This window comes from Amycolatopsis sp. NPDC114484 (genome assembly GCF_055633755.1).
Map to the genome: position 1 here is coordinate 31,375 of NZ_JBVKDQ010000036.1, position 20,590 is coordinate 51,964.

At 69.5% G+C, this 20,590-nt stretch carries 19 protein-coding genes; 13 read left to right on the forward strand and 6 right to left on the reverse strand.

Annotation, left to right across the window (positions count from 1 at the left end; translation table 11 throughout):
• Positions 1 to 37 precede the first annotated feature (37 nt).
• The 4 genes from ACZ7SW_RS42790 (at position 38) to ACZ7SW_RS42805 (ending at position 3,392) form a co-directional block, all read left to right on the forward strand.
• Entirely contained in the window at positions 38 to 823 is a 786-nt protein-coding gene (locus ACZ7SW_RS42790) for an SGNH/GDSL hydrolase family protein (protein ID WP_470236095.1), read from the forward strand.
• Entirely contained in the window at positions 820 to 1,389 is a 570-nt protein-coding gene (locus tag ACZ7SW_RS42795) for a TetR/AcrR family transcriptional regulator (RefSeq protein ID WP_470236096.1), read from the forward strand. The genes ACZ7SW_RS42790 and ACZ7SW_RS42795 overlap by 4 nt, the downstream gene beginning before the upstream one ends.
• A 213-nt stretch (positions 1,390 to 1,602) precedes the next feature.
• Positions 1,603 to 2,745 carry a sensor histidine kinase gene (locus ACZ7SW_RS42800; protein WP_470236128.1) on the forward strand — a complete coding sequence of 381 codons (1,143 nt, stop codon included), beginning with the start codon at positions 1,603 to 1,605 and terminating at the stop codon, positions 2,743 to 2,745.
• A complete protein-coding gene (locus ACZ7SW_RS42805) occupies positions 2,742 to 3,392 on the forward strand; it encodes a response regulator (RefSeq protein ID WP_470236097.1) in 651 nt (216 codons plus the stop codon). The genes ACZ7SW_RS42800 and ACZ7SW_RS42805 overlap by 4 nt, the downstream gene beginning before the upstream one ends.
• Here ACZ7SW_RS42805 and ACZ7SW_RS42810 read toward each other — a convergent pair.
• Positions 3,359 to 4,792 carry a phytoene desaturase family protein gene (locus ACZ7SW_RS42810; RefSeq protein ID WP_470236098.1) on the reverse strand — a complete coding sequence of 478 codons (1,434 nt, stop codon included), beginning with the start codon at positions 4,790 to 4,792 and terminating at the stop codon, positions 3,359 to 3,361. The two genes, ACZ7SW_RS42805 and ACZ7SW_RS42810, sit on opposite strands and share 34 nt — an antisense overlap.
• A gap of 135 nt (positions 4,793 to 4,927) precedes the next feature.
• Here ACZ7SW_RS42810 and ACZ7SW_RS42815 point away from each other — a divergent pair, with 135 nt between their 5' ends.
• Both ACZ7SW_RS42815 and ACZ7SW_RS42820 read left to right on the forward strand, forming a co-directional pair.
• Entirely contained in the window at positions 4,928 to 5,659 is a 732-nt protein-coding gene (locus tag ACZ7SW_RS42815; protein ID WP_470236099.1) for a DUF2786 domain-containing protein, read from the forward strand.
• Between the two features lie 28 nt (positions 5,660 to 5,687).
• Entirely contained in the window at positions 5,688 to 6,401 is a 714-nt protein-coding gene (locus ACZ7SW_RS42820) for a GNAT family N-acetyltransferase (RefSeq protein ID WP_470236100.1), read from the forward strand.
• Position 6,402: 1 nt separating this feature from the next.
• On the opposite strand, the gene ACZ7SW_RS42825 is transcribed toward ACZ7SW_RS42820, so the two are convergent.
• On the reverse strand, positions 6,403 to 7,332 hold the full coding sequence (locus ACZ7SW_RS42825) for a LysR family transcriptional regulator (protein WP_470236101.1): 930 nt from the start codon (positions 7,330 to 7,332) through the stop codon (positions 6,403 to 6,405).
• 203 nt (positions 7,333 to 7,535) lie between these two features.
• On the opposite strand from ACZ7SW_RS42825, the gene ACZ7SW_RS42830 reads away from it, so the two are divergent.
• Positions 7,536 to 9,224: a 2-isopropylmalate synthase gene (locus ACZ7SW_RS42830; RefSeq protein WP_470236102.1), complete on the forward strand. Its 1,689-nt coding sequence runs from the start codon at positions 7,536 to 7,538 to the stop codon at positions 9,222 to 9,224.
• A 51-nt stretch (positions 9,225 to 9,275) separates the two neighbouring features.
• Here the strand turns inward: ACZ7SW_RS42830 and ACZ7SW_RS42835 are convergent, their stop codons facing one another.
• Positions 9,276 to 11,474, reverse strand: coding sequence for an MMPL family transporter (locus ACZ7SW_RS42835; protein ID WP_470236103.1), 2,199 nt, complete (start codon positions 11,472 to 11,474; stop codon positions 9,276 to 9,278).
• Between the two features lie 221 nt (positions 11,475 to 11,695).
• Between ACZ7SW_RS42835 and ACZ7SW_RS42840 the strand changes: the two genes are divergently transcribed.
• Positions 11,696 to 12,898, forward strand: coding sequence for a sensor histidine kinase (locus ACZ7SW_RS42840; protein ID WP_470236104.1), 1,203 nt, complete (start codon positions 11,696 to 11,698; stop codon positions 12,896 to 12,898).
• Positions 12,895 to 13,587, forward strand: coding sequence for a response regulator transcription factor (locus ACZ7SW_RS42845; RefSeq protein ID WP_470236105.1), 693 nt, complete (start codon positions 12,895 to 12,897; stop codon positions 13,585 to 13,587). The genes ACZ7SW_RS42840 and ACZ7SW_RS42845 overlap by 4 nt, the downstream gene beginning before the upstream one ends.
• 33 nt (positions 13,588 to 13,620) lie before the next feature.
• Here the strand turns inward: ACZ7SW_RS42845 and ACZ7SW_RS42850 are convergent, their stop codons facing one another.
• Together ACZ7SW_RS42850 and ACZ7SW_RS42855 are read right to left on the reverse strand one after the other, a co-directional pair.
• Complete coding sequence (locus tag ACZ7SW_RS42850; RefSeq protein WP_470236129.1) at positions 13,621 to 14,268, reverse strand: response regulator; 648 nt, start codon at positions 14,266 to 14,268, stop codon at positions 13,621 to 13,623.
• An 11-nt stretch (positions 14,269 to 14,279) separates the two neighbouring features.
• On the reverse strand, positions 14,280 to 15,611 hold the full coding sequence (locus ACZ7SW_RS42855; RefSeq protein ID WP_470236106.1) for a sensor histidine kinase: 1,332 nt from the start codon (positions 15,609 to 15,611) through the stop codon (positions 14,280 to 14,282).
• Positions 15,612 to 15,755: 144 nt separating this feature from the next.
• Here ACZ7SW_RS42855 and ACZ7SW_RS42860 point away from each other — a divergent pair, with 144 nt between their 5' ends.
• Positions 15,756 to 16,967 carry an MFS transporter gene (locus ACZ7SW_RS42860; RefSeq protein WP_470236107.1) on the forward strand — a complete coding sequence of 404 codons (1,212 nt, stop codon included), beginning with the start codon at positions 15,756 to 15,758 and terminating at the stop codon, positions 16,965 to 16,967.
• Here ACZ7SW_RS42860 and ACZ7SW_RS42865 read toward each other — a convergent pair.
• On the reverse strand, positions 16,915 to 17,805 hold the full coding sequence (locus tag ACZ7SW_RS42865; protein ID WP_470236108.1) for a polysaccharide deacetylase family protein: 891 nt from the start codon (positions 17,803 to 17,805) through the stop codon (positions 16,915 to 16,917). The two genes, ACZ7SW_RS42860 and ACZ7SW_RS42865, sit on opposite strands and share 53 nt — an antisense overlap.
• Positions 17,806 to 17,861: 56 nt before the next feature.
• Here ACZ7SW_RS42865 and ACZ7SW_RS42870 point away from each other — a divergent pair, with 56 nt between their 5' ends.
• Genes ACZ7SW_RS42870 through ACZ7SW_RS42880 form a run of 3 tightly spaced genes read left to right on the forward strand, consistent with a single transcriptional unit; the run spans position 17,862 to position 20,588 of the window.
• Complete coding sequence (locus ACZ7SW_RS42870; RefSeq protein ID WP_470236109.1) at positions 17,862 to 18,656, forward strand: IclR family transcriptional regulator; 795 nt, start codon at positions 17,862 to 17,864, stop codon at positions 18,654 to 18,656.
• Positions 18,657 to 18,701: 45 nt separating this feature from the next.
• Positions 18,702 to 19,793 (forward strand): NADH:flavin oxidoreductase/NADH oxidase, encoded by a 1,092-nt coding sequence (locus ACZ7SW_RS42875; RefSeq protein ID WP_470236110.1) that lies wholly within the window; start codon positions 18,702 to 18,704, stop codon positions 19,791 to 19,793.
• Positions 19,794 to 19,817: 24 nt separating this feature from the next.
• Positions 19,818 to 20,588, forward strand: a complete 771-nt coding sequence (locus tag ACZ7SW_RS42880) for an alpha/beta fold hydrolase (protein WP_470236111.1) — start codon at positions 19,818 to 19,820, stop codon at positions 20,586 to 20,588.
• Positions 20,589 to 20,590 lie beyond the last annotated feature (2 nt).

Here is a 20,590-nt window from a genome sequence, read left to right on the forward strand (position 1 = left end):
GTGTCTACAAGATGAACCAGGGGTTACGGAGAGCGGAATGGGTTTCCACACGTTCGTCGCCGTCGGCGACAGCTGCGCGGAGGGGCTGGACGATCCCTACCCGGATCACAGCCAGTACCGCGGCTGGGCGGATTACGTCGCCGGGCGGCTCGCGCGCGACGAAACCGCGTTCCGTTACGCCAATCTGGCCGTTCGCGGACGGCGGCTCGACCAGATCACCGCGGAGCAGCTGCCCGCGGCCGAGCGGCACGAACCGGACCTGATCGCGTTGTTCGGCGGCGGCAATGACGTGATGAGCCGCGGCTGGGACGCCCGCACGGTCGCGCGTCGCGTGGACACCGCGATCCGGCAGTGCACGCAGATCGCGCCCAACGTCGTCACCTTCACCTTGAGCGACATCGCGCATCGCATGCCGCTGGGCGGGCGGATGCGGCCGCGGGTCACCGCGCTCAACGACGCCATCCGCGAGGCTTCGGTCAGCTACGGCGCGACGCTCGTCGACCTGTGGCCGGACCAGGCCGCGCACGATTCGCGCTACTTCGGACCGGACCGGCTGCATCTGTCGCAGGCCGGGCACCTCCGCGTCGCCGGCCACGTGCTCGACCGGCTCGGCGTCGCGCACGACGGCAGCTGGCTCCAGCCGTTGCCCGGCGTTCCGGCCCAGGGCAGTGCGATCGCCGACCTGCGCTGGCTGTGGCAGGAGGTGCTGCCGGTCGGGATCACACGGCTGCGCAACCGGCTCATCGGCCGGTCTCCTGGCGACGGCTTCCTGCCGAAGCGTCCGGAACTGCTGCCCGTGGCCTTCTCCGAAGCCCAGGTATGAGCGCGCGTCAGCGGTTGATCCGCACTGCCGCGGACTTGCTCGTCGGCTCCGGCGTCGAGGCCGTGACGTTGCGCGGGATCGCGAAGGCGGCTGGTGTGTCGCACGGTGCGCCGCTTCGCCACTTCTCGGGGCGCGCGGAGCTGCTGTCGGCCGTAGCGACGCTTGGCTTCACACAGCTGCTCGAGCGGGGCGCACAGTTGCCCGACGGCACCCCGCGCGAACGCGTCACGGCCGCCTGTCACGCGTACGTCGACTTCGCGGTTACGAACCCGGCCATGTTCGAGCTGATGTTCCGTCGCGACCTCATCGACCCGGAGGAACCAGGGCTGGTCGCGGCCAGCAGTGCCGTCTTCGACACCTTCGCGGAGTTAGTGCGCCTCGACCGCGCTGAAGCGGATGACGACCGACTGCGTCCGGGTACAGATCCTCGGCTCGTCGCAGCGTCGCTGTGGGGCGCGTTGCACGGTCTCGCGCAACTGTGGCTGTGGGGCGGACTGGCGGGAGCGAGCTTCGCGCCTTCGCCGGAATCGGCGTTGGCGGTGACGCTGGACGCGTATCTGGGGTGAAGCTCAGCGGAGAGCCCGGAATCCTCCCCACCCCTGGCTCTCCGCCGAACAGCGGGAATGGATGACCATTCAGCACCGACCGTAACCGCTCGCCCCGGCCCCGGGATCCACCTCTCGCCGCATCCGCCGGTAAACCCTGGCGGTAGGCGGCCTGCCGCGGCTGCGGTAGCGGATTGGGAAACCGCCGGTCAGGAAGGTAGCTTCGGGCGCGTGATGCGGATCTTGCGGGCGCGGCCGCTCCTCGCGGATTCGCTGCTGGCCGCCGCCGTCGCACTCTTCCTCCTCGCCGGCGCGGCGGTCCACCACGGCTCGCTCGGCGACCGGCCGGGGCTGCCCGGGCTGCTGCTCGGCGCGGCGGGCGCGGTGCCGCTGGCGGTCCGGCGGCGCTACCCGATCGGCGTGCTGATCGCGGTCACCGTGCTCGTCGGCGCGTTCGCACTGGCCGGGTACCGCGCCACGCTCGGCCGCCCCGACGTGCTGATCGCCGCGTACACGGTGTGGGCGCGCTATCCGGTGCGGCGAGCGTGGCCGCCGTCGCTGTTCGCGGTGGCCGGCTTCGAGGTGACGATGCTCGTCGGCGACAGCTCGAACCCGATCGGCGACACGGTGATCGCCCTCCTGCAGACGTCCGCGACCGTCCTCATTGGACACTCGATCTACCTCCGTGGGCTCGCCCTGCACGCGACCGCGGAACGGGCCGACCGCGCCGAACTCGCGGTCGTGGAGGAACGGCTGCGCATCGCACGCGAGCTGCACGACGTCGTCTCGCACCATCTGTCCGTGATCTCCGTGCAGGCCAACCTCGCGCGGTACGTCTTCGAGTCCGCGCCGGACACCGCGCGCGGCGCGCTCGACACGATCACCGGTACGACCACCGAGGCGCTGGACGAACTCCGCCGCCTGCTCAGCGTGCTGCGGCCGCCGCACCACGAGCCGGGCAAATACCGTCCGCAGCCGGGCCTGGAGGAGATTCCCGCGCTGGTCAGCCGGGTCCGCGAGGCTGGGCTGACGGTGCGGCTGCGGGTCACCGGAACGCCGCGGACGTTGCCGTCGGGCCAGCAACTGTGCGCGTACCGGGTCGCGCAGGAAGCGCTGACGAACGTGCTGAAGCACGCGCCGGATTCGTTCGCCTCGCTGGAGGTCGAGTACCTGGCCGACGCGCTGCGGCTGAGCGTGGCCGACTCCGGCGGCGGACCGCGCGCCGACGGCAATCCCGCCGGTCACGGCCTCGTCGGCATGCGCGAGCGGGCGCGTATGTACGGTGGCGAAATCGAAATCGGGCCTCGCGAACCGGCGGGGTTCGAGGTTGTGCTGACCCTCCCGTACCCGGGCCGGACCTCCGGAGAACCGAAGTGACCAGTGTGCTCGTGGTGGACGACCAGGACCTCGTCCGCGCCGGCCTCGTCGCGCTGCTCAACGCCGCGCCGGGCGTCGAGGTGGTCGGCGAGGCACGCGACGGGCTGGAAGCCGTGCGCGAGGCGTCGCGGCTGCGGCCCGAGGTGATCCTGATGGACATCCGGCTGCCCGGCCTCGACGGTGTGTCGGCCACCGCCCGCATCCTCGCCGGGCCGGAGAACCCGCGCGTGCTGATCCTGACCGTCTTCGACCTCGACGAATACGTGTACCGCGCGCTGCGGGCCGGTGCGGCCGGGTTCCTGCTCAAGGACAGTCCGCCGGAGACGCTGATCTCCGGCATCCAGGCGGTCGCGCACGGAGACATGCTGTTCGGCCCGACCATCACGCGGCGGCTGGTCGAGGCGTACACGAGCGCGCCGCCCGCCGAGCCCGCACCGGAGCTGAGCGGACTGACCGAGCGCGAACGCGAGGTGCTCCGGCTGGTCGGCACCGGGATGCCGAACGGGGAGATCGCGGCTCAGCTGCTGGTCAGCGAGGCCACGGTGAAGACGCACCTCAACCGGCTGATGCCCAAACTCGGCATCTCCAGCCGGGCGCAAGCGGTCGTGGTCGCTTACGAAACCGGGTTGGTCCGGCCCGGACGGTAGCCGAATTCGTTGCGCAGCACGCGTTCCGCGGCGTGCTGACCGGCCATTCCGTGCACGCCCGGCCCAGGGGGCGTCGCGGCCGAGCACAGGTAGACGCCGCGCAACGGGGTCCGGTACGGGTCCCAGCGCAGGACCGGCCGACCCAGCACCTGGCGCATCGTGACCGCGGCGGCCGCGATGTCGCCACCGACGTAATTCGCGTTGTACGCCTCGAAATCGCTGGCCGGGATCGCGCGCGAGGCGAGGATCGTGTCGCGGAAGCCGGGTGCGAAGCGTTCGATGCGCCGGATGATCGCGGCGGTCGGATCGAGCGGATCTCCTTGCGGGACATGGGCGTACGCCCAGATCGGCTGTTTGCCGGGGAGACCACGGGACGGATCGGCGGCCATCGGCTGGGAGAGGAGGACGAACGGATCCCGCGCCCGCTTCCCGGCAGCTACCGTGTTTTCCGCCGCGTGCACCTCGGCTCTTGTCCCTCCGATGTGGACAGTTCCGGCTCGGGCGAGTTCCTTTTCCCGCCAGGGGATTGCTTCGGAGACCAGGAAGTCGACCTTCGCCGCGGCCGGTCCGTAACGGACTTTCTCCAGCGCCCTGCGGTACTGCTGGGGCAGCAACGGCCCCGCTAGGTCTAGTACGCCCTTCGGTGCTAAGTCCAGCAGCACGGCACGCGCGTGCGCTAACTCGCGTACGTCGGTGACGCGCGCGTTGGTGCGTACGCGACCACCGTGAGCCTCGATGTCGGCGACAAGGGCGTCGGTGATGCGTTGCGAACCACCGCGGGGAATCGGCCAGCCTGTGGTGTGCGCGAGATGGCTGAGCAGGACCGTGATACCGCCGCCGATGAGTGAGGGCAGTTTGCCAAGTGCGTGTGCCTCGATACCCGCTATGAGCGCTGACGCTTCCTTGCCCTTGAAGGGGTTCACTGTCGCCGCGAGAGCGCGCGTCGCGATGTACGCCGCCGTGCGCGGATTCGGTGGGTGCCGAAGGTCGCCGAGGAGCACTTCGGCGATCTCAGCGCTGTGCTCGATCAGTGGTGCCATGAAGCGACGCCATCTCGCACCGTCGGTTCCTAGCCGCGCACACGTGCGCTCGAGATCCGCGTACGCGATGGCTGTGGTCTTCTCGTCGATCGGCTGCGCGTACGGGATTTCGGGATGGCAGAGGTCGAGATCGAACTGCTGGAGAAACGGCGAAGCCGCCGCCATCGGATGGACCGCCGAGCAGATGTCATGGATAACGCCGGAGTCGAACAATCGCTGGGACCGCGCCCCGCCGCCCGGTTCGCCCGCCGCCTCGTACACCTCGACCGACAACCCGGCCCGCGCGAGCACCACGGCCGCGGCCAGGCCGTTCGGCCCCGAGCCGACGACCGCGACGTCCAGCGTGACGGGCGGAGACACGTCCCGAGCCTACGGCTGCGACGAACCGGGCGCCCAGTGTCACTCCCGAACACCTGATCGAATATTGTCGTACCCCACGCCTACCGTGCACCCCATGCCGGTCCGCACGGGCCGCGCCTGCTGGAGAGGGGGGTCATGCCCGACCACGACACGTTGCTGGAGCGCGTGCGGAAGCTGCTGGCCAAGGCCGAGGACCCGGCCGTCACGCCCGCCGAAGCCGAGCTGTACAACACCAAAGCGGCGCAACTGATCGCGCGGCACGGGATCGACAACGCGATGCTGGCCGCGTCCGGCCAAAGCGGCGACGACATCACCGTGCTGAGGCTGCCGATCGCCAATCCGTACAGCCGCGACAAGGCCAGCCTGCTCACCAGCATCGCCTACCCGTTGCGCTGCCGGACCCTGCTGCACCGAGTCGGCCAGGGGGTCGAAGAGGTCACGGTGTTCGGCTTCCGCACCGACCTCGCGCGGGTCGAGTTGCTGTACACCAGCCTGTTGCTGCAGGCGAGCACGCAGCTGACCCGGGTGCGTCCCGAGGAACGAGTATTCCGCGAATCGCTGGCGGCGTATCGACGGACGTGGCTGCACGGTTTCGCGCGCGCGGTGCACGAGCGGCTGAGCGTGGCGGAAGAGAACGCCGCGCGGACGTATTCCGATGTCGCCGGCGGGAAGTCGGCGGAGCTGGTGGTACGGGACCGGACTGCGTTGGTGCAGCAGGCTTTCGACCAGGAGTACGGAGACCTGCGCTCAGCGGCCCCGCGCCGGTTGTCGGGGTCGGGATACCGGGAGGGGCACCGGGCCGGAACCCGGGCGAATCTCGACCCGGCGGCGTTGGGCAGGCGGAGGTCAGCGCTTCCGGTGCGGTGATTCGAGCCGCAATCCGCTGGAGGACGTTGTGCTTCGCTTCGAAGACCTTGTCACTCGGCCCGAACTGCGCGTTCCCGCGCTCCACCTGGGATTCGTCGGCGGAGAGTTCCTCGGCCACGGCCTCACCGCCGGACTGGCCAGCTCCAAGCGAATCGCCGCACACTGGCCCGAGTTCTTCCTGGTCCTCCTCGAGGACCAGGTCCCCGTCGCGCGAGCGGCGGCGATCCCGGTCGCCTTCCCGACCGAGGAGCGACCCGAGCTGCCCGACCACGGCTGGGACGGGGCGCTCGTCTGGGCCGCCGAAGATCACCTCGACGGGCGGAAACCCACTACGCTTGTCGCGCTGGAGGTGTACGTCGCGGAATCCGCGCGCGGGCAAGGGATTGCCGCGCAAGCGCTCGTCGAGCTGAAGAACCGGGCGCGCCGGGCCGGGCTTTCCCGGCTGGTCGTGCCGGTGCGACCGACCGGCAAACCGCCCCTGGAGTCCATTGTGGACTACCTGGACCGGGGTACCGATCCGTGGCTGCGCAGTCACGAGCGGCTCGGCGCGGAGTTCCGGAAGATCGCGCCGTTCGCGATGACAGTCACCGGCACGCTCGCGCAGTGGGAACAGTGGTCCGGTGTCCGCCCCGACGACGGCAACACCGTCGTGCCCGGCGGGATCGCGCCGGTACTGGGGTCAACGGAGCAGGATCTAGGCGTGCATGTCGAGCCGAACGTCTGGTACGAACACCCGCTCTGAACTACGCCTGCTCCCAGCTAGGCAGCCAAACCCCATCCCCCGGCTCCTGCCCCGTCACCAGATAGTCCCGCAGCTTCAGCACATCCGGATGCGCAGGCTCCCGCCGCCACAGCAGTGACATCGGGTACACCGGCGTCGGGTCGACCACCAGCACCCGGCGGAGGTCGTACTCATCCGGCCAGAAGTAGCGCGAGCCGGCGCCCACGAAGGTCGACAAATCCGGTGACGTCGCCAGTTCGTCCAGCATCGTCTCATTGCCGAAGACCGGACCGGACACGTCGATGGTCAGGTCGAAAGCCTCGGACAGCTCCGCGTAGTACGCGCCCCATTCCGTGCTCGCCGACAGCCCGGGCATCCAGATCCGGTGGCCGACCAGCTTCCCGATCGGCACCGACGGCAGGTCGGCGAACGGGTGGCGCGGGCCGACCAGCAGCTCGTGGGCGTCGTAGTCCACCACTCCGCTCGTCACGCCGCCCGGGAGGTCGCGCTTGGGCACCCCGCGGAACGCCGCGTCGACCGAACCGGAGGCGACCGCGGCCACGGCGGCGTCGAAGCTCAGCTCGGCACCGGTGGTCACGACCTCCAGCGCCACCTCCGGGAACGCCCGGTGGAAACTCAGCGCCAGATGCGCCGACTTGGTCCGTCGATTCAGGACGTCCACTCGCAGCGGACGCTTCTCCGGACGCACCGCGGCAAGCGCGAGTTTCTCCGCGTCGAGCAGCACCCGCGCGTGCGGCAGGAACGCCTCGCCGTCGCTGCTCAACCGGGCACCTCGCGCGGTCCGGGTGAACAACTGCACCCCCAGCTCGCGCTCCAGCGCACCGACGCGCTTCGACACGGCTTGCTGCGTGATCCCCAGTTCCGCGGCCGCTTCCTGGAACTGCCCTCCGTCCACGACGGCGACGAAGGTCCGCACGAATTCCAGCTCCACGGGCCAATCCTAAGCGCTCCCGCCGCCGGCTGCGGGCAGCTGCCCCAACCCCGCTACTTGTCTGAGGAGTTGTGTTACGCTCCGCCTCGATGTTCACGCGCTTCCTTCTCCTTCGCCGCCACGGCGGGGCCTGACCGGACCGGCCCCCCGCCGTGGGGCGAGCACGTGCGCCGGTCGGCTTCCGACCACCTGAAGGACCGCAGATGAACACCGTCTGGAACCGGCAGCGAGCCTCCCGCCTGCCGTCGCACCGCTACCGCGACGTCTACCAGCGCGTCGACGTCCCCAACACCGGCCGCGCCTGGCCCGGCAACCGGATCACCCACGCCCCGCTCTGGGTGCCGGTCGACCTGCGCGACGGCAACCAGGCGCTGGCCGAGCCGATGGACCCGGCGCGCAAACGCCGGTTCTTCGAGCTGATGATCACCATGGGGTACAAGGAAATCGAGGTCGGCTACCCGTCCGCCTCGCAGACCGACTACGACTTCGTCCGGCTGCTCGCGGACACCGATCTGGCCCCGGAAGACGTCACCATCGTCGTGTTCACCCCGGCGCGGCGCGATCTGATCGAGCGCACCGTGGAGTCCATTCGCGGCATCCGCAACGACGTCGTGATCCACCTGTACACCGCCACCGCGCCGACCTGGCGCACGGTGGTCCTCGGCCACGATCAGGCGTCGCTGAAAGAACTGATCCTCGACGGTGCCCGCGACGTTCTGCGTGCGGCCGGCGACCTGCCGAACGTCCGCTTCGAGTTCTCCCCCGAGGTCTTCAACCTGACCGAACCCGACTACGTGCTGGAGGTGTGCGACGCGGTCACCGAGACGTGGCAGGCGAGCCCGGACCGCCCGGTGATCCTGAACCTGCCGGCGACCGTCGAGATCGCGACGCCCAACGTGTACGCCGATCAGATCGAGTACATGCACCGCAACCTCGCGCGCCGAGATTCGGTGATCCTGTCCGTGCACCCGCACAACGACCGCGGTACCGGCGTCGCCTGCGCCGAACTCGCCGTGCTGGCCGGAGCCGAGCGCGTCGAGGGCTGCATTTTCGGCAACGGCGAGCGCACCGGCAACGTCGACCTGGCGACGCTCGCGCTGAACCTGCACGCGCAGGGCGTCGACCCGATGATCGACTTCTCGGACATCGACGAGATCCGCCGCACCGTCGAGTACTGCAACCGGATCGAGGTCCACGCGCGGCATCCGTACGTCGGCGACCTCGTGCACACCGCGTTCAGCGGCACCCATCAGGACGCGATCAAGAAGGGTTTCGCCGAACACCACGCCCGCGCCGCGGAAACCGGCGTGCCCGCCCATGAACTGGACTGGCGCGTCCCGTACCTGCCGATCGACCCAGCCGACCTCGGCCGCGACTACGCCGCCGTGATCCGGGTGAACTCGCAGTCCGGCAAGGGCGGAATCGCCTATCTGCTGGAAAGCGAGTACGGCATCACGCTGCCTCGCCGGCTGCAGATCGACTTCGCGCGCCGCGTCCAGGACCACACCGACGGCTCCGGCCAGGAGGTGACCGCGACCGAACTGTGGCAGCTCTTCGCGGCGGCTTACCTCCAGCCGAATCCGGCGATCACGTTGTCCCGCTTCGAAAACTCGGCCGATGAACACACCAGCATCACCTTGCGTGTCGACGGGACCGAGCACACCACCACGCGCACCGGAACCGGCCCGGTCGAAGCGCTCACCGCGGCGCTCGGCGAGCACGGGCGAAAGGTCGACATCGTGGCGCTGCACCAAACGAGCATCGGCTCCGGCAACGACAGCGAAGCGTTGACACTGCTGGAATATCACACCGACAGCGGTACACAATGGACAGCTGGCCGGGATCGTTCGGTGCTTGCGGCCAGCCTGACCGCAGTGGTGAATGCCGCCTAGGTAGGGGAAATCCGGGCTTCGCGCAGCCACGCGAGCGTATCCCGCCGTGTCTCAGCGGTTCGTGAACTGACTGGGTTCCGATGTGGATGCGGTCGCGTGGCGGTGCCCGGCCGGTCGCGGGCGAAGCGGCCACCAGAGTGCCTTGCCGAAGAGCGCGGCGAGAGCTGGGACCAGCACCAGCGAAAGGACGAGCGCGGAGAGCATGATGCCGAGGGCCATCGCGAAGGCGACCTGTTCGTTGCCGGGGCTGGTGGCGAGCGTGGCGAAGGAACCGGCGAGCACCATGCCCGCGGTCGCGATGGCCGGTGCGGTGTGCCGGACCGCGCGGGCCACCGCGTCCCGCGCCGGGCCCGGTCGTCGCGTCTCCTCCCGGATCCGGTCGGTGATGAGGATGTTGTAGTCGGTGCCCAGTGCCACGACGAACAGGAACAGCACCAGCGGAAGCGTGAAGTTGACGCCGGGATCGCCTGCGACGTGCTGGAACAGCAGCGTGGCGGTGCCGAGGGTGGCGGCGAAGCCGAGCCCGACCGACAGCATCAGGATCACCGGCGCGAGCAGGCTGCGCAGGAGCAGCAGCAGAATCAGCGCGATGAGCACGGCCGCGACCGGGAACACGATCTTCAGGTCGTGGTCGACGGCGGTGGAGATGTCGGCGAAGATCGCCGCCGTCCCGCCCACGTGCGCCGTCGTACCGCCGGGCGTGTTCTGGGCGACGGCCGCCCGGACCGGTCCAGCGGCGAGGTCGCGGGCCTGCTGGCTCTGCGAACCGGCAGTCAGGTAGAGGTCGATCCGGGCCGCACGGTGATCCTCGCTCAGGACCGTCGGCGCGACCTGGCCCACCCCGCTGACCCGGGAAAGCCCTTGGGCGAGACCGTCGAGCCGTTCGACGGTCAGGGTCGAGCCGTCCTTGGCGGTGACGAAAACGCTCGTCGGATCGGAAACTCCGGCTGGCAGCGCGCGAGAGATCTCAGCCGCGGTGGCCGCCGCGGGAGTCGAGTCGCCGGAGCCGCCCCGGCCGTAGTCCATCCGGATTCCAGTCAATCCCACGGACAACGCGCCGAGTAGCGCGACGGAAGCGGCTGCCATCATCAGCGGCCGTCGCGTGACCAGCGAGGCCAGCCGGGCGGCGCGGCCTTCCGCGGGCTGGCGGCCCAACGCGGCGGAGGGCCAGAACATCTTGCGTCCGGCGACCGCGAGCAGCGCGGGCATCAGGGTAAGACTGCCGAGCAGCATCACCAGTACCGCGACCGCGATCGCCGGCCCCAGCGAGCGGAACTGTCCGAAGGTCGCCGCGCCCAGCGTCGCGAACGCGGCGACGATGGTCAGCGCCGCCGAAGCGATCGCGGTGCCCACCCGGGCGGACACCTGCGCGGCGGCCTCGCGGGCGGGCTGCTCGGGCCGGTCGCGCAGGTGCTCGCGGAACCGGAACAGCAGGAACAGCAGGTAGTCGATGCCGATGCCGAGCAGGACGACGGAGATCAGGTCCGGAGTGCCCGCGTCGAGCTTGTGCCCGGTGAGCAGGGCGGCGCCTGCCACGGCTCCCGCCGCCGCACCGCCGATCAGGGCGACCGCCAGCAGCGGCAGCAAGGCCGCCAGCACGCTGCGGAACACCAGCACGTTGAGCAGGATGATGAAGACCATGACCAAGGCACTGCCCACCTTCGCGGCGAACGCGTGCGCATCGGTCGTGTCGACGCGCTCGGCGAGACTCCCGGTGAAACCGGTCCGCATCCCCGCCTCGGCGAACTCGGTCCGGGCGGCGTCCCGGAAGGTCCGGTAGACCCCCTGGACCCCCTTGTCCGAGGGATTTCCCGTCAACTGCACGGAAAGCAGCGCGAAACTCCGGTCGGGCGCCGTCATGGCCGGGACGATCCGGGGCGTCTGCGAACGGTCCGGGACGAGGAACCGCGGCAGGTCGTCCTCGTTGGGCATGAGCACTTGGCGCCGAGCCAGTTTCGCCGCCTCGGTCTCGATCCGCTGCTGGTCCGCGTTCCCGAGCGCCTTGCCGTCGGCGCGGGCGACCAGCACCGTCACCGTGGTGGCGTCCGGGTTCGCCCCGAACCTCTCCTCGGCGATCCGCTGCGCGGCGGCCGAGTCGTAGCCGCTGGGAAGGAAGTCCGCCGACTGGTGCTGGGTGACTCGGGCGAGCAGGGTCGGGGTCAGTGCGATCAGCGCGGCGCCGAGCAGCACCCAGGCGGCGAGCACCCGCCACGGTCGTCGGGTGGAGTATCCGGTCAGGGCGCGGATCACGAGGTCCTCCGGCAGAAGTGCTTGTCCGCCGGGGATTCCCGGCCGGTTTTCAGTCCAGCACCCCGCGGGGCCGGCAGGCGTCGTCGCGGCGGATGATCCGGGACAGGGTCCGCCGTCCCTCCCCTGCCTCGGGACTAGGACCCTGGTCCTAGTCCCGGACCGCCGCGGGCGCCGTGCGACCCTGTCCCGGGGCCGGAAGGCCGGACGCGGGGAGAACAGACATGTCCAGGAGCCGGCCAGCGGTGCCGTCGCATCCGCGCGGCGCCGAGCCGCCGTGGACCCGCAACGACGCGCTCGTGGCCGGCGGCGCCTGCGTGATGAACCTGCTCAGCTACGTGTTCTTCAGCTCCCCCGACGGCCGATACGACGTGCGTGCCACCGGATTCCTCCTCGTCGCACTCGCAGCGGTACCGCTGCTCGCCCGGCGCACTCACCCGGTCACAGTGCTCGCCGCGGTGCTGGCCCTCGACGTGACGGCCACTTTGGTCGTTCCGCTGCCGGGCCATTTCGGCGCGGTACTGATAGTCGCTCTGTACTCGGTCGCCCGGACACGCACCGGCTGGGTGACCGCGGCCGCGGCTATCGCGACGGTGTCGCTGACGCTGCTGAGCCAGAGCGACGGCCGGATTCCGCCGTGGCGAGACGTCGTCACCCCGCTCCTCACCGCGCTGCTCGTCGTCGGCACCGCGCTGGTGATCAACCGCTGGCAACGGGAGGTGGCAGCCAATCGCCAGCTCCTCGCCGACCGCGCGGTGGCCGACGAACGCCGCCGCATCGCCAGGGAACTGCACGACATCGTGGCGCACCACATCACCACGATGCAGCTGATGGCGGGCGGGGCCCGGGCCAACCTCGCCGAACCAGAAGTCGTCCGGGAGGCGCTTACTGCTCTGGAGTCTTCCGGGCGGCTCGCACTGAGCGAGATGCGCCAGCTTCTCGATGTGCTGCGGGCGGACGACGAACCGCAGGACTCGCCCTCGCTGCCCCAGCCCGGCGTCGACGGGCTCGACCGTCTCGTGGCCGAGTCCGGTCTCGCCGGACTGCCCGCCGAGCTCAGTGTCCACGGATCGCCGCGTACGTTGCCGCCGACGATCGGCCTCACGGTGTTCAGGATTGTCCAGGAAGCCCTCACCAACGCCCGGAAACACGCGGGGCAGGCGCGCGCGTCCGTAGAGCTGACCTACCGTCAAGACAGTGTCACCGTCGAGGTGCGAGACGACGGCGGAGGAACCTCGTCGCAGGACACCGCAGCGAGTTCAGGCGGATTCGGCTTGATCGGCATGCGCGAGCGCGTCGCCTTGCACCACGGGACCCTCTCCGTCGGCCCCCGAGCCGACGGAGGATTCGCCGTGGTGGCCGACCTGCCGCTGACCACGGACCAGGCCGTCGACGCGGCCGTCCAGCACGAAGGGACCACGCGATGACCGGGCCGGTGATCAGGGTGCTGATCGCGGACGACCAGCCGCTCGTCCGCCGCGGCCTGTCGCTGATCCTCTCCCCCGACCCCTCCTTCGAGGTGGTGGGCGAGGCCGAGGACGGCGCGCGGGCAGTCGCCCTCGCCCGGCAGACGCGCCCGGACGTCGTGGTGATGGACGTCCGGATGCCGGTCCTCGACGGGATCAGCGCCACGAGGGAACTCGCCGCCGCCGTGCCCGGCTGCCGGGTACTGGCGCTGAGCACCTTCGACCTCGACGAATACGTCGTCGGCGCCCTGCGCGCCGGGGCCTGCGGATTCCTGCCCAAGGACAGCTCCCCGGAAGAGCTGGCCGCGGCGATCCGCACTGTCCACGCCGGCGACGCGGCGGTCGCGCCGCGCCTGCTCACCCGCCTGATCGCCGCCTACGTACGACCGCGTTCCGCCGCTCCGCAAACCCCCATCGACGTCGACGGCCTCACTCCCCGCGAGGTCGAGGTGTGGCGGCTGATGGCCACCGGCCTCGGCAACGCCGAGATTTCCCGCGCGCTGGAAATCAGCCTCTCCACGGTGAAGAACCACATCACCGGCCTCTTCGACAAGCTCGCCGTCCGCGACCGCGCGCAAGCGGTCATCGCGGCTTACGAATCGGGGCTCGTCACCGCCCGCACGGCGACCACGGACCAGCGCCTGACGTGATCGTGCGGTCCTCGGCGATCGCCGTGCCGGGAATCAGCCGCCCCCGCGGAGAAACGCCAGCACCGCCAGCACCCGGCGGTTCCCGTCGTCGGTCGGCGGGAGGTCGAGTTTCGCCAGGATGCTCCCGACGTGCTTGCCCACCGCCGCGTCGGACACCACCAGCCGCCGGGCGATCGAGGCGTTGGAGTGTCCCTCGGCGATCAGCGACAGGACTTCCCGCTCCCGCGCCGACAACCGGGCCAGCGGATCGGCCCTTCGGCGCAGCAACTGCCGCACCACCTGCGGATCCACCACCGTCCCGCCGTCGACGACCTGGCGCAGCGTCGCGATGAATTCCTCGACGTCGACCACCCGGTCTTTGAGCAGGTAGCCGACCCCGCGCCCCTCGGCGGAGTCGAGCAGCTCGGCCGCGTGGTGGTGTTCGACGTACTGGCTCAGCACCACGACGGCCAGCTCCGGCTGGGTGCGCCGCAGTTCGACAGCCGCGCGCAGGCCCTCGTCCGAATGTCCGGGCGGCATCCGGATGTCGGTGAGCACGAGGTCCGGATCGTGCTCCCGCACCGCGGCGTGCAGGCCCTCGGCATCGCCGACCGCGGCGACGACCTCGAAGCCGAACCGTTCCAGCAAGCCGCACAATCCCTCGCGCAGCAGCACCTCGTCTTCGGCGAGGACGACCCGCATCGGCTCTCCCATCAGCACGGCAGCTCCGCTCGCACGACGGTCGGCCCGCCGACCGGACTGCGCACCCACATCCGGCCGCCCAGCACGGCGACACGGTCGCTCAACCCAGTGATTCCCGTACCGCGCGTCGGATCAGCACCACCAGCTCCGTTGTCCCATACCTCAATAGTAAGGAGCTGACCGACAATTTTGGCGGTCACCGAGGCGCAGCTGGCCGCGGAATGCTTGGCGACATTGGTCAGCGACTCGGCCACCACGAAGTACGCAGTGGATTCGACCGACTCCGGCAACCGCGAAGGCACGGTGACATCAACGGTGACCGGCACCGCGCAGCCGTCAGCGAGCTCCTCCAATGCCGCGGGCAAACCGAGTTCGGCCAATGCCCGCGGGTGGATCCCATTGATCAGCTCGCGCAGTTCGACCATCAGTTTCTTGGCCTGATCATGCGCGTCCGACACCGCCTTCGCCGCCGCCGAATCCGGCGGCAGATCGACCTTCGCGAGCCCCAGTTGCAGGCTCAGCCCGACCAGCCGTTGCTGCGCCCCGTCGTGCAGATCGCGTTCGATGCGCTTGCGTTCCGCGTCGAACGCCGACAGCAGCCTCGTGCGGGATTGCGACACCTCGGTCAACTCGCCGCGGAGCTTCTCGGCCGCGCCGTCGGTGAGCAGCGAACGGGCCAGCATCGCGTGCAGGCCGGCACATCCGGAGAGCAGGTAGCCCGACAGCACGAGCAACACCACCCCGGCCAGCGCGAACGGCACAGTCCCTTCCGGAGTGGAAACCTCAGCGAAGCCAAGGGAAATCGTGTCGTTCGCGCTGACGAGCAGCGGACTGAACACCAAAACCACCGAGAACAACGCGGCCATGCCGGCCACCGCGTACAACGCGGGAATCGCGGTGCACAACAGAACCGCGTACCCGAGCTCGCGCCACGACGCCGGTTCGGTGTACCGCGCGCGCATTCGGGGCCACCAGCCCGGTTCGCTGCTCGGTCCAAAGGGGACAGTCACCGGATTGAGGTCGACCATGCGCAGCCGCTGCCGTTCGACCCCGGCCACCACCGCCGCCCACGCCGGACCCGCGCTCAGGAACAGCAGCATCCCGAACACCGAGAACACCGCGACGAGCCCCAGATCGGAGGTCTGCCCTTGCACCACCCGGTGGACCAGCACCGCGAGCGGCAGCAGGCAGAACCCGAACGGAAGCCCGAACAGCAATGTCATCGGGCCGGTGCTGAGCCCGTACAGCAACGCCCGCCACGGCCAGGAGGAAATCAGGAATGTCCGGCGCGACAAGGCATCGAACACGGTGCGCGGTTTCGCGATCGGAGAAACGGTAGCCACGAGGTCCAGATTAGCCAGCGGGCTGTCCGGGCTCGATCGGTTTGCCCGTAGTCTCGGAGGTAGGGCTAGGCATACCCCCGGCGGCTGACTTCCGGGGCGTACACCGTTGACTTCAAGTTAGGTCGAAGTTCTACCTTCGGCTTCGTGACCGAAACGACTGACGCCGGAGTGCGGCGCCCACCGAAGTCCTTGCTGGCGACGCTGCTCGGCGTCAGCACCATGACCATCATGGCCAGCGCCACCATCACGCCAGCGCTGCCAGGCATGCAACAGCACTTCGCCGCCGAACCGCACGCGGAACTTCTCGTCCGGCTGGTTCTCACGCTGCCCGGGCTGGCGATCATGGTGTCCGCGCCGTTGCTGGCCAAGCTGAGCGGCCGGACCGGACGCGTGCCGGTGCTGCTCGCCTGCCTCGCCCTTTACACCGTCGGCGGCGGATCCGGCCTGCTGCTGGATTCCCTCCCCGCGTTGCTCGTCGGACGGGCCGTGCTCGGGATCGGCATCGCCGGGATCATGACCACCTCGACCGCGTTGATCGCTGACCACCACCACGCCGACGAGCACGGCCGGGTGCTCGGATTGCAAGGCGCGGCAATGGGTTTCGGCGGGGTTGTCGCCCTGTTGCTCGGCGGCTTGCTGGCTGCCGTGGACTGGCGAGGACCGTTCGCTATTTACCTGCTGGCGATTCCGATGCTGGCGCTCGTGCTGCGATTCGTGCCGGACGCGCCCGTCCAGCCAGCCGATCCGAAAGACACCACCGCGGCCGCGTCGCCGTGGCAGCCACGGCTGCTCGGGTTGTACGCGCTGATTTTCATCGGCGTCGTGGTCTTCTACACCGTTCCGACGCAGGCCCCGTTCTGGCTGGCCGAAGTCGGCGGCGCGGGACCGGCCGTCGCGGGAGCCTTGATCGCCGCGGTCAATCTGGTGATGACCTTGGTGGGCTTGAACTTCCGCCGCTTGCGCGCCCGCTGGTCCTTCCCGGCGCTGGCCGTCACGATGTTCGCCGCGTTCGCCGTCGGGCTGGTCGTGCTCGGCACCGCGGGCGCATTGTGGACCGCCGCGCTGGGCATGGTCGTGGTCGGGCTTGGGATCGGGCTGCAAAACCCGACCGTGAACGGTTGGCTGGTCTCGACGGCGGCCCCCGGCGTGCGGACGAGGTCGCTGGGATTGCTGACGTCCGCGTTGTTCCTCGGCCAATTCTCGTCGCCGCTGATCGCGCAACCGGTGATCGACGCCGTCGGGATGGGAACGACGTTTGTCCTTTCCGGAGCGTTAGCGGCGGTCGTCGGCGTCGCCGTGGCGATCATCCACTGGCGGCGAGTTCCGAAACATAGCCCGCGACTTGAGCGTGCGTAGCGAACCAAACCCCGTCCTGCGAAGCGATGTGCTCCAGCAGTTCGGTGAGAATCGCGATGCGGGAACGATGTCCGATGACATGCGGATGCATGGTGAGCTGGAAGAGTCCACCCTCGGCCAAGGCGAGATCGAACTCATCACGCCAGATCGGCAGCACTCCCCTCGGCGGGGTGTACGGGCGCTGCGAACCGAAGCGATTCATCGTGAAATACGGCGCGTCGTCGCGAATCCATTCGACCGGAAGCTCGACAATGCCGGTCGGTTCGCCGTCTGCGAGGATCTCGTAACAGTCGTCGTCCGCCATCAGTGACGAGTCGTACGCCAAGCCCAGTTCGCGGATGATCGGAAGGGTGGTTTCGGAAAAATCCCAGGACGGGGTGCGGATACCGACTGGACGCGTGCCGGTGAGCCGCTCCAAGGTGTCCGCGGCCCGGAAGGTGAGCTCACGTTCAGCCGAGGGCGGCAGTTGCGCGTTGCTTTCGTGGATCCAGCCGTGCAGCGCGACCTCGTGTCCGGCGTCCACATAGGACTGCACCTCGCCATCGTGCAGCAACGCCGACACCGCGGGCACGAAGAACGTCGAAGGCGCCCCGAACCGCTCAAGCAGCTTCAACACCCGCGGCACGCCGGCCCGCGAGCCGTACTCCCCCTGCGACAGCTTGCCCGGCAGCATCTGACCGTCGCGCAGCGCCAGCGTCTCGTGGTCCGAATCGAACGACAGGGCCACCGCCACTCTTGCCCCGCCCGGCCAGCTCTCCGGTCGCAACGGCCGCCCGGCACGCACCCGAGCGACGTGGTCCCGCCAGGTTTGCTCGCTCCACTGCCACGGTTCGGTCATGCTTCCTCCCCCGTCGACGCGCGTCCTTATCGTATCGCTGTGCCACGATGAGGCACATGCACGACGAAGAAGCCGACAAACCGGCCAGCGGCGTCCGGTCGATGAACAGCGTCCTCAGCACGCTGCGAGTCTTCGAGGAAGTCGCCCAGCGACAGCCGGTCGGCGTCTCCGAATTGGCGCGCTGCACGGAGATCCCGAAGAGCACCGTCCAGCGCGGTCTGATCACGCTTCAGCAGGCGGGGTGGCTGAAGGTCGTGGACGAGGAACGCGCGCGCTGGGGTATCGCGCCGCGGGTGCTGGCGCTCGGGTTGCGCGACTGCGGGAAGCCGGACCTCAAAGAGGTCGCCGACCCGGTCGTCAAGCGGCTCGCGGCCGAGACGAACGAGACCGTCATGCTGGCCGAACGCGACGGCGACAGTCTCGTCGTCGTCGCCAGTCAGGACACCGACCAGATCGTGCGGGTCGTGCTGGAGGTCGGCACGCGGGTGCCGTTGCTCGCCACCTCCGGCGGCACGGCGATCATGGCGCTGCTCGACGAATCCGAGGTCGAGGAGCTGATCACCCACGAACTCCCCGAGTTCGCCCAGACCCCGGCGCCGGATCTCGCCGCGCTCCGCCGTGACATCGCCCAGACCGCGAAGCGCGGGTACGCGCTCAACGGGTCCTCGTCGTGGTACCGCCCGCAGGTGTCGTCGATCGGCGCGGCCATCACGGACCCGGTCGGCAAGCCGGTGGCGACGATCACCCTCGCCGTTCCCGACATGCGCTACACCCGCGCACAGGAAAAGACCTTCGCGCCGCTGGTCGTGGCCGCGGCAGCCGAGGTCAGCCGCCTGCTTGCCGCCAGCTGACACCACTTGTGCCGCATTGCGGAATGAGGCGTACCGTATGGCGGCATGAGTGAGTTCAGCGCGTCCAGCGCGGAGTTCCCGGAGACCGCCCCGTTGCGCTTGCGCGACGTCACCTTCCGCAACCGCGTCTGGATGTCCCCGATGGCGCAGTACGCGGCCGGTCCGGACGGTCTGCCGACCGAATGGCATCTGGCGCATTACGGCTCCCGCGCGATCGGCGGCGTCGGGCTGGTCATGGTCGAGGCCACCGCGATCAGCCCGGACAACCGGTGCACCGTGGCTGATCTCGGGCTCTGGAACGAGGAACAGGCGCTCGCGCACCGGAAGCTGACGGCGTTCGTCTCCAGTCACGGCGCGATGCCCGCGGTGCAGCTGAACGCCGTGGGCCGCAAGGGATCGCACCAGGTCCCGTGGGTCGGCGACGGGCAGAACGGACCAGTTCCGGTCGCCGACGGCGGCTGGGAGCTGATCGCGCCGTCGGCGATCCCGTTCGGCGACCTGGCGATGCCCCGCCCGGCCGCTGAGGCCGATCTGGACCAGGTCGTCGAGGAGTTCGCGCACGCGACGCGGATGGCTGAACTGGCCGGTTACCAGGCTGTCGAAATCCATGCCTCGCACGGCTATCTGCTGCACCAGTTCCTGTCCCCGCTGTCCAATCAGCGCACCGACGAGTACGGCGGGAGCACGCAGAACCGGATGCGTTTCCCGCTGCGCGTGGCCCGCGCCGTGCGGGAGGCGTTCCCGGAGGACAAGCCGGTGTTCGTCCGCATCACCGCCACCGATTGGGTCGAGCACAGCATCGCCCTCGACGACGCCGCCGAGTTCGCCAAGGAACTGGCGGCCATCGGGATCGACCTTCTCGACGTCACTTCCGGCGTGCTCGTGCGCGATCGAGGTGCCCGGCCGCCGGCCCGCGAAGGCGTGAACGTCGAGTTCGCCGCCGCGCTCAAGGAAGCGTCCGGACTGGCTGTCGCGCCAGTCGGCCAGATCACCGATCTGGCCGCGGCGGGCCGGATCATCCGCGAGAGCAAGGCCGACGCAGTCCTGATGGGACGCTCGCTGCTGCGTGATCCGTACCTCGCCTTGCGAAACCAGTCCACGCGAGCCTGGCCCGTCCGCTACCACCGCGCCTTCTGAGACCACCGGAAAAGGAAGATCACGATGAACCGCGAAACCCGTCGTCCGGACGGCACGAGAATCCATTACACCGCAACAGGTCCCGCCGACGGGACCGCGCTGACGCTCATCCACGGATGGGGCTGCGACCGCGGGGACTTCGACACGATCGTCAAGCACCTCCCGTCCGAGACCCGGGTGCTGGCCGTCGATCTCGCCGAGCACGGCGACTCGCGGTCGGATCGCGACACTTGGACCATGGAGGAATTCGCTCGTGACGTAGCAGCCGTACTAGCCGCCGAGCCGGTCGATTCCGCCGTCATAGCAGGGCATTCGCTCGGCGGGGCGGTCGCGATCGAGACCGCGCGCCAGCTTCCGGACACGGTCACCCAGGTGATCGCCCTCGACGCGTTGCACTACTTGGGTCTGTTCCCCGCGCAGAGCGAGGACGACGTCCAAGCGTTGTTGAAGCCGTTCCAGGAGGACTTCGCCGGCGCGATGCGCGGCATGGTCGAGGGCGGCTCGCCCGAAGGCACCAATCCGTCCTTAGTGGACTCATATACCAAGAAGATGGGTGCGGTACGCCAACCTGCCGGTCTGCGCTCGCTCGAAGGCTTGGCGCGCTGGGACATGGACGCGGCGCTGCGCGAAGTCGCCCAGCCGGTCGTGCTGTTCGCCGTGCGCTCGATCATCGCCCAGGAGGCGATCGACCGCTACGGCGACCGGATCCGGATCGAGCTGGTCGACCTCGGCAGCCACCACTTCCACGTCGAATCCCCCGCCGAGACCGCCCAGCTCCTGGCGGGCGAACTCTAGGA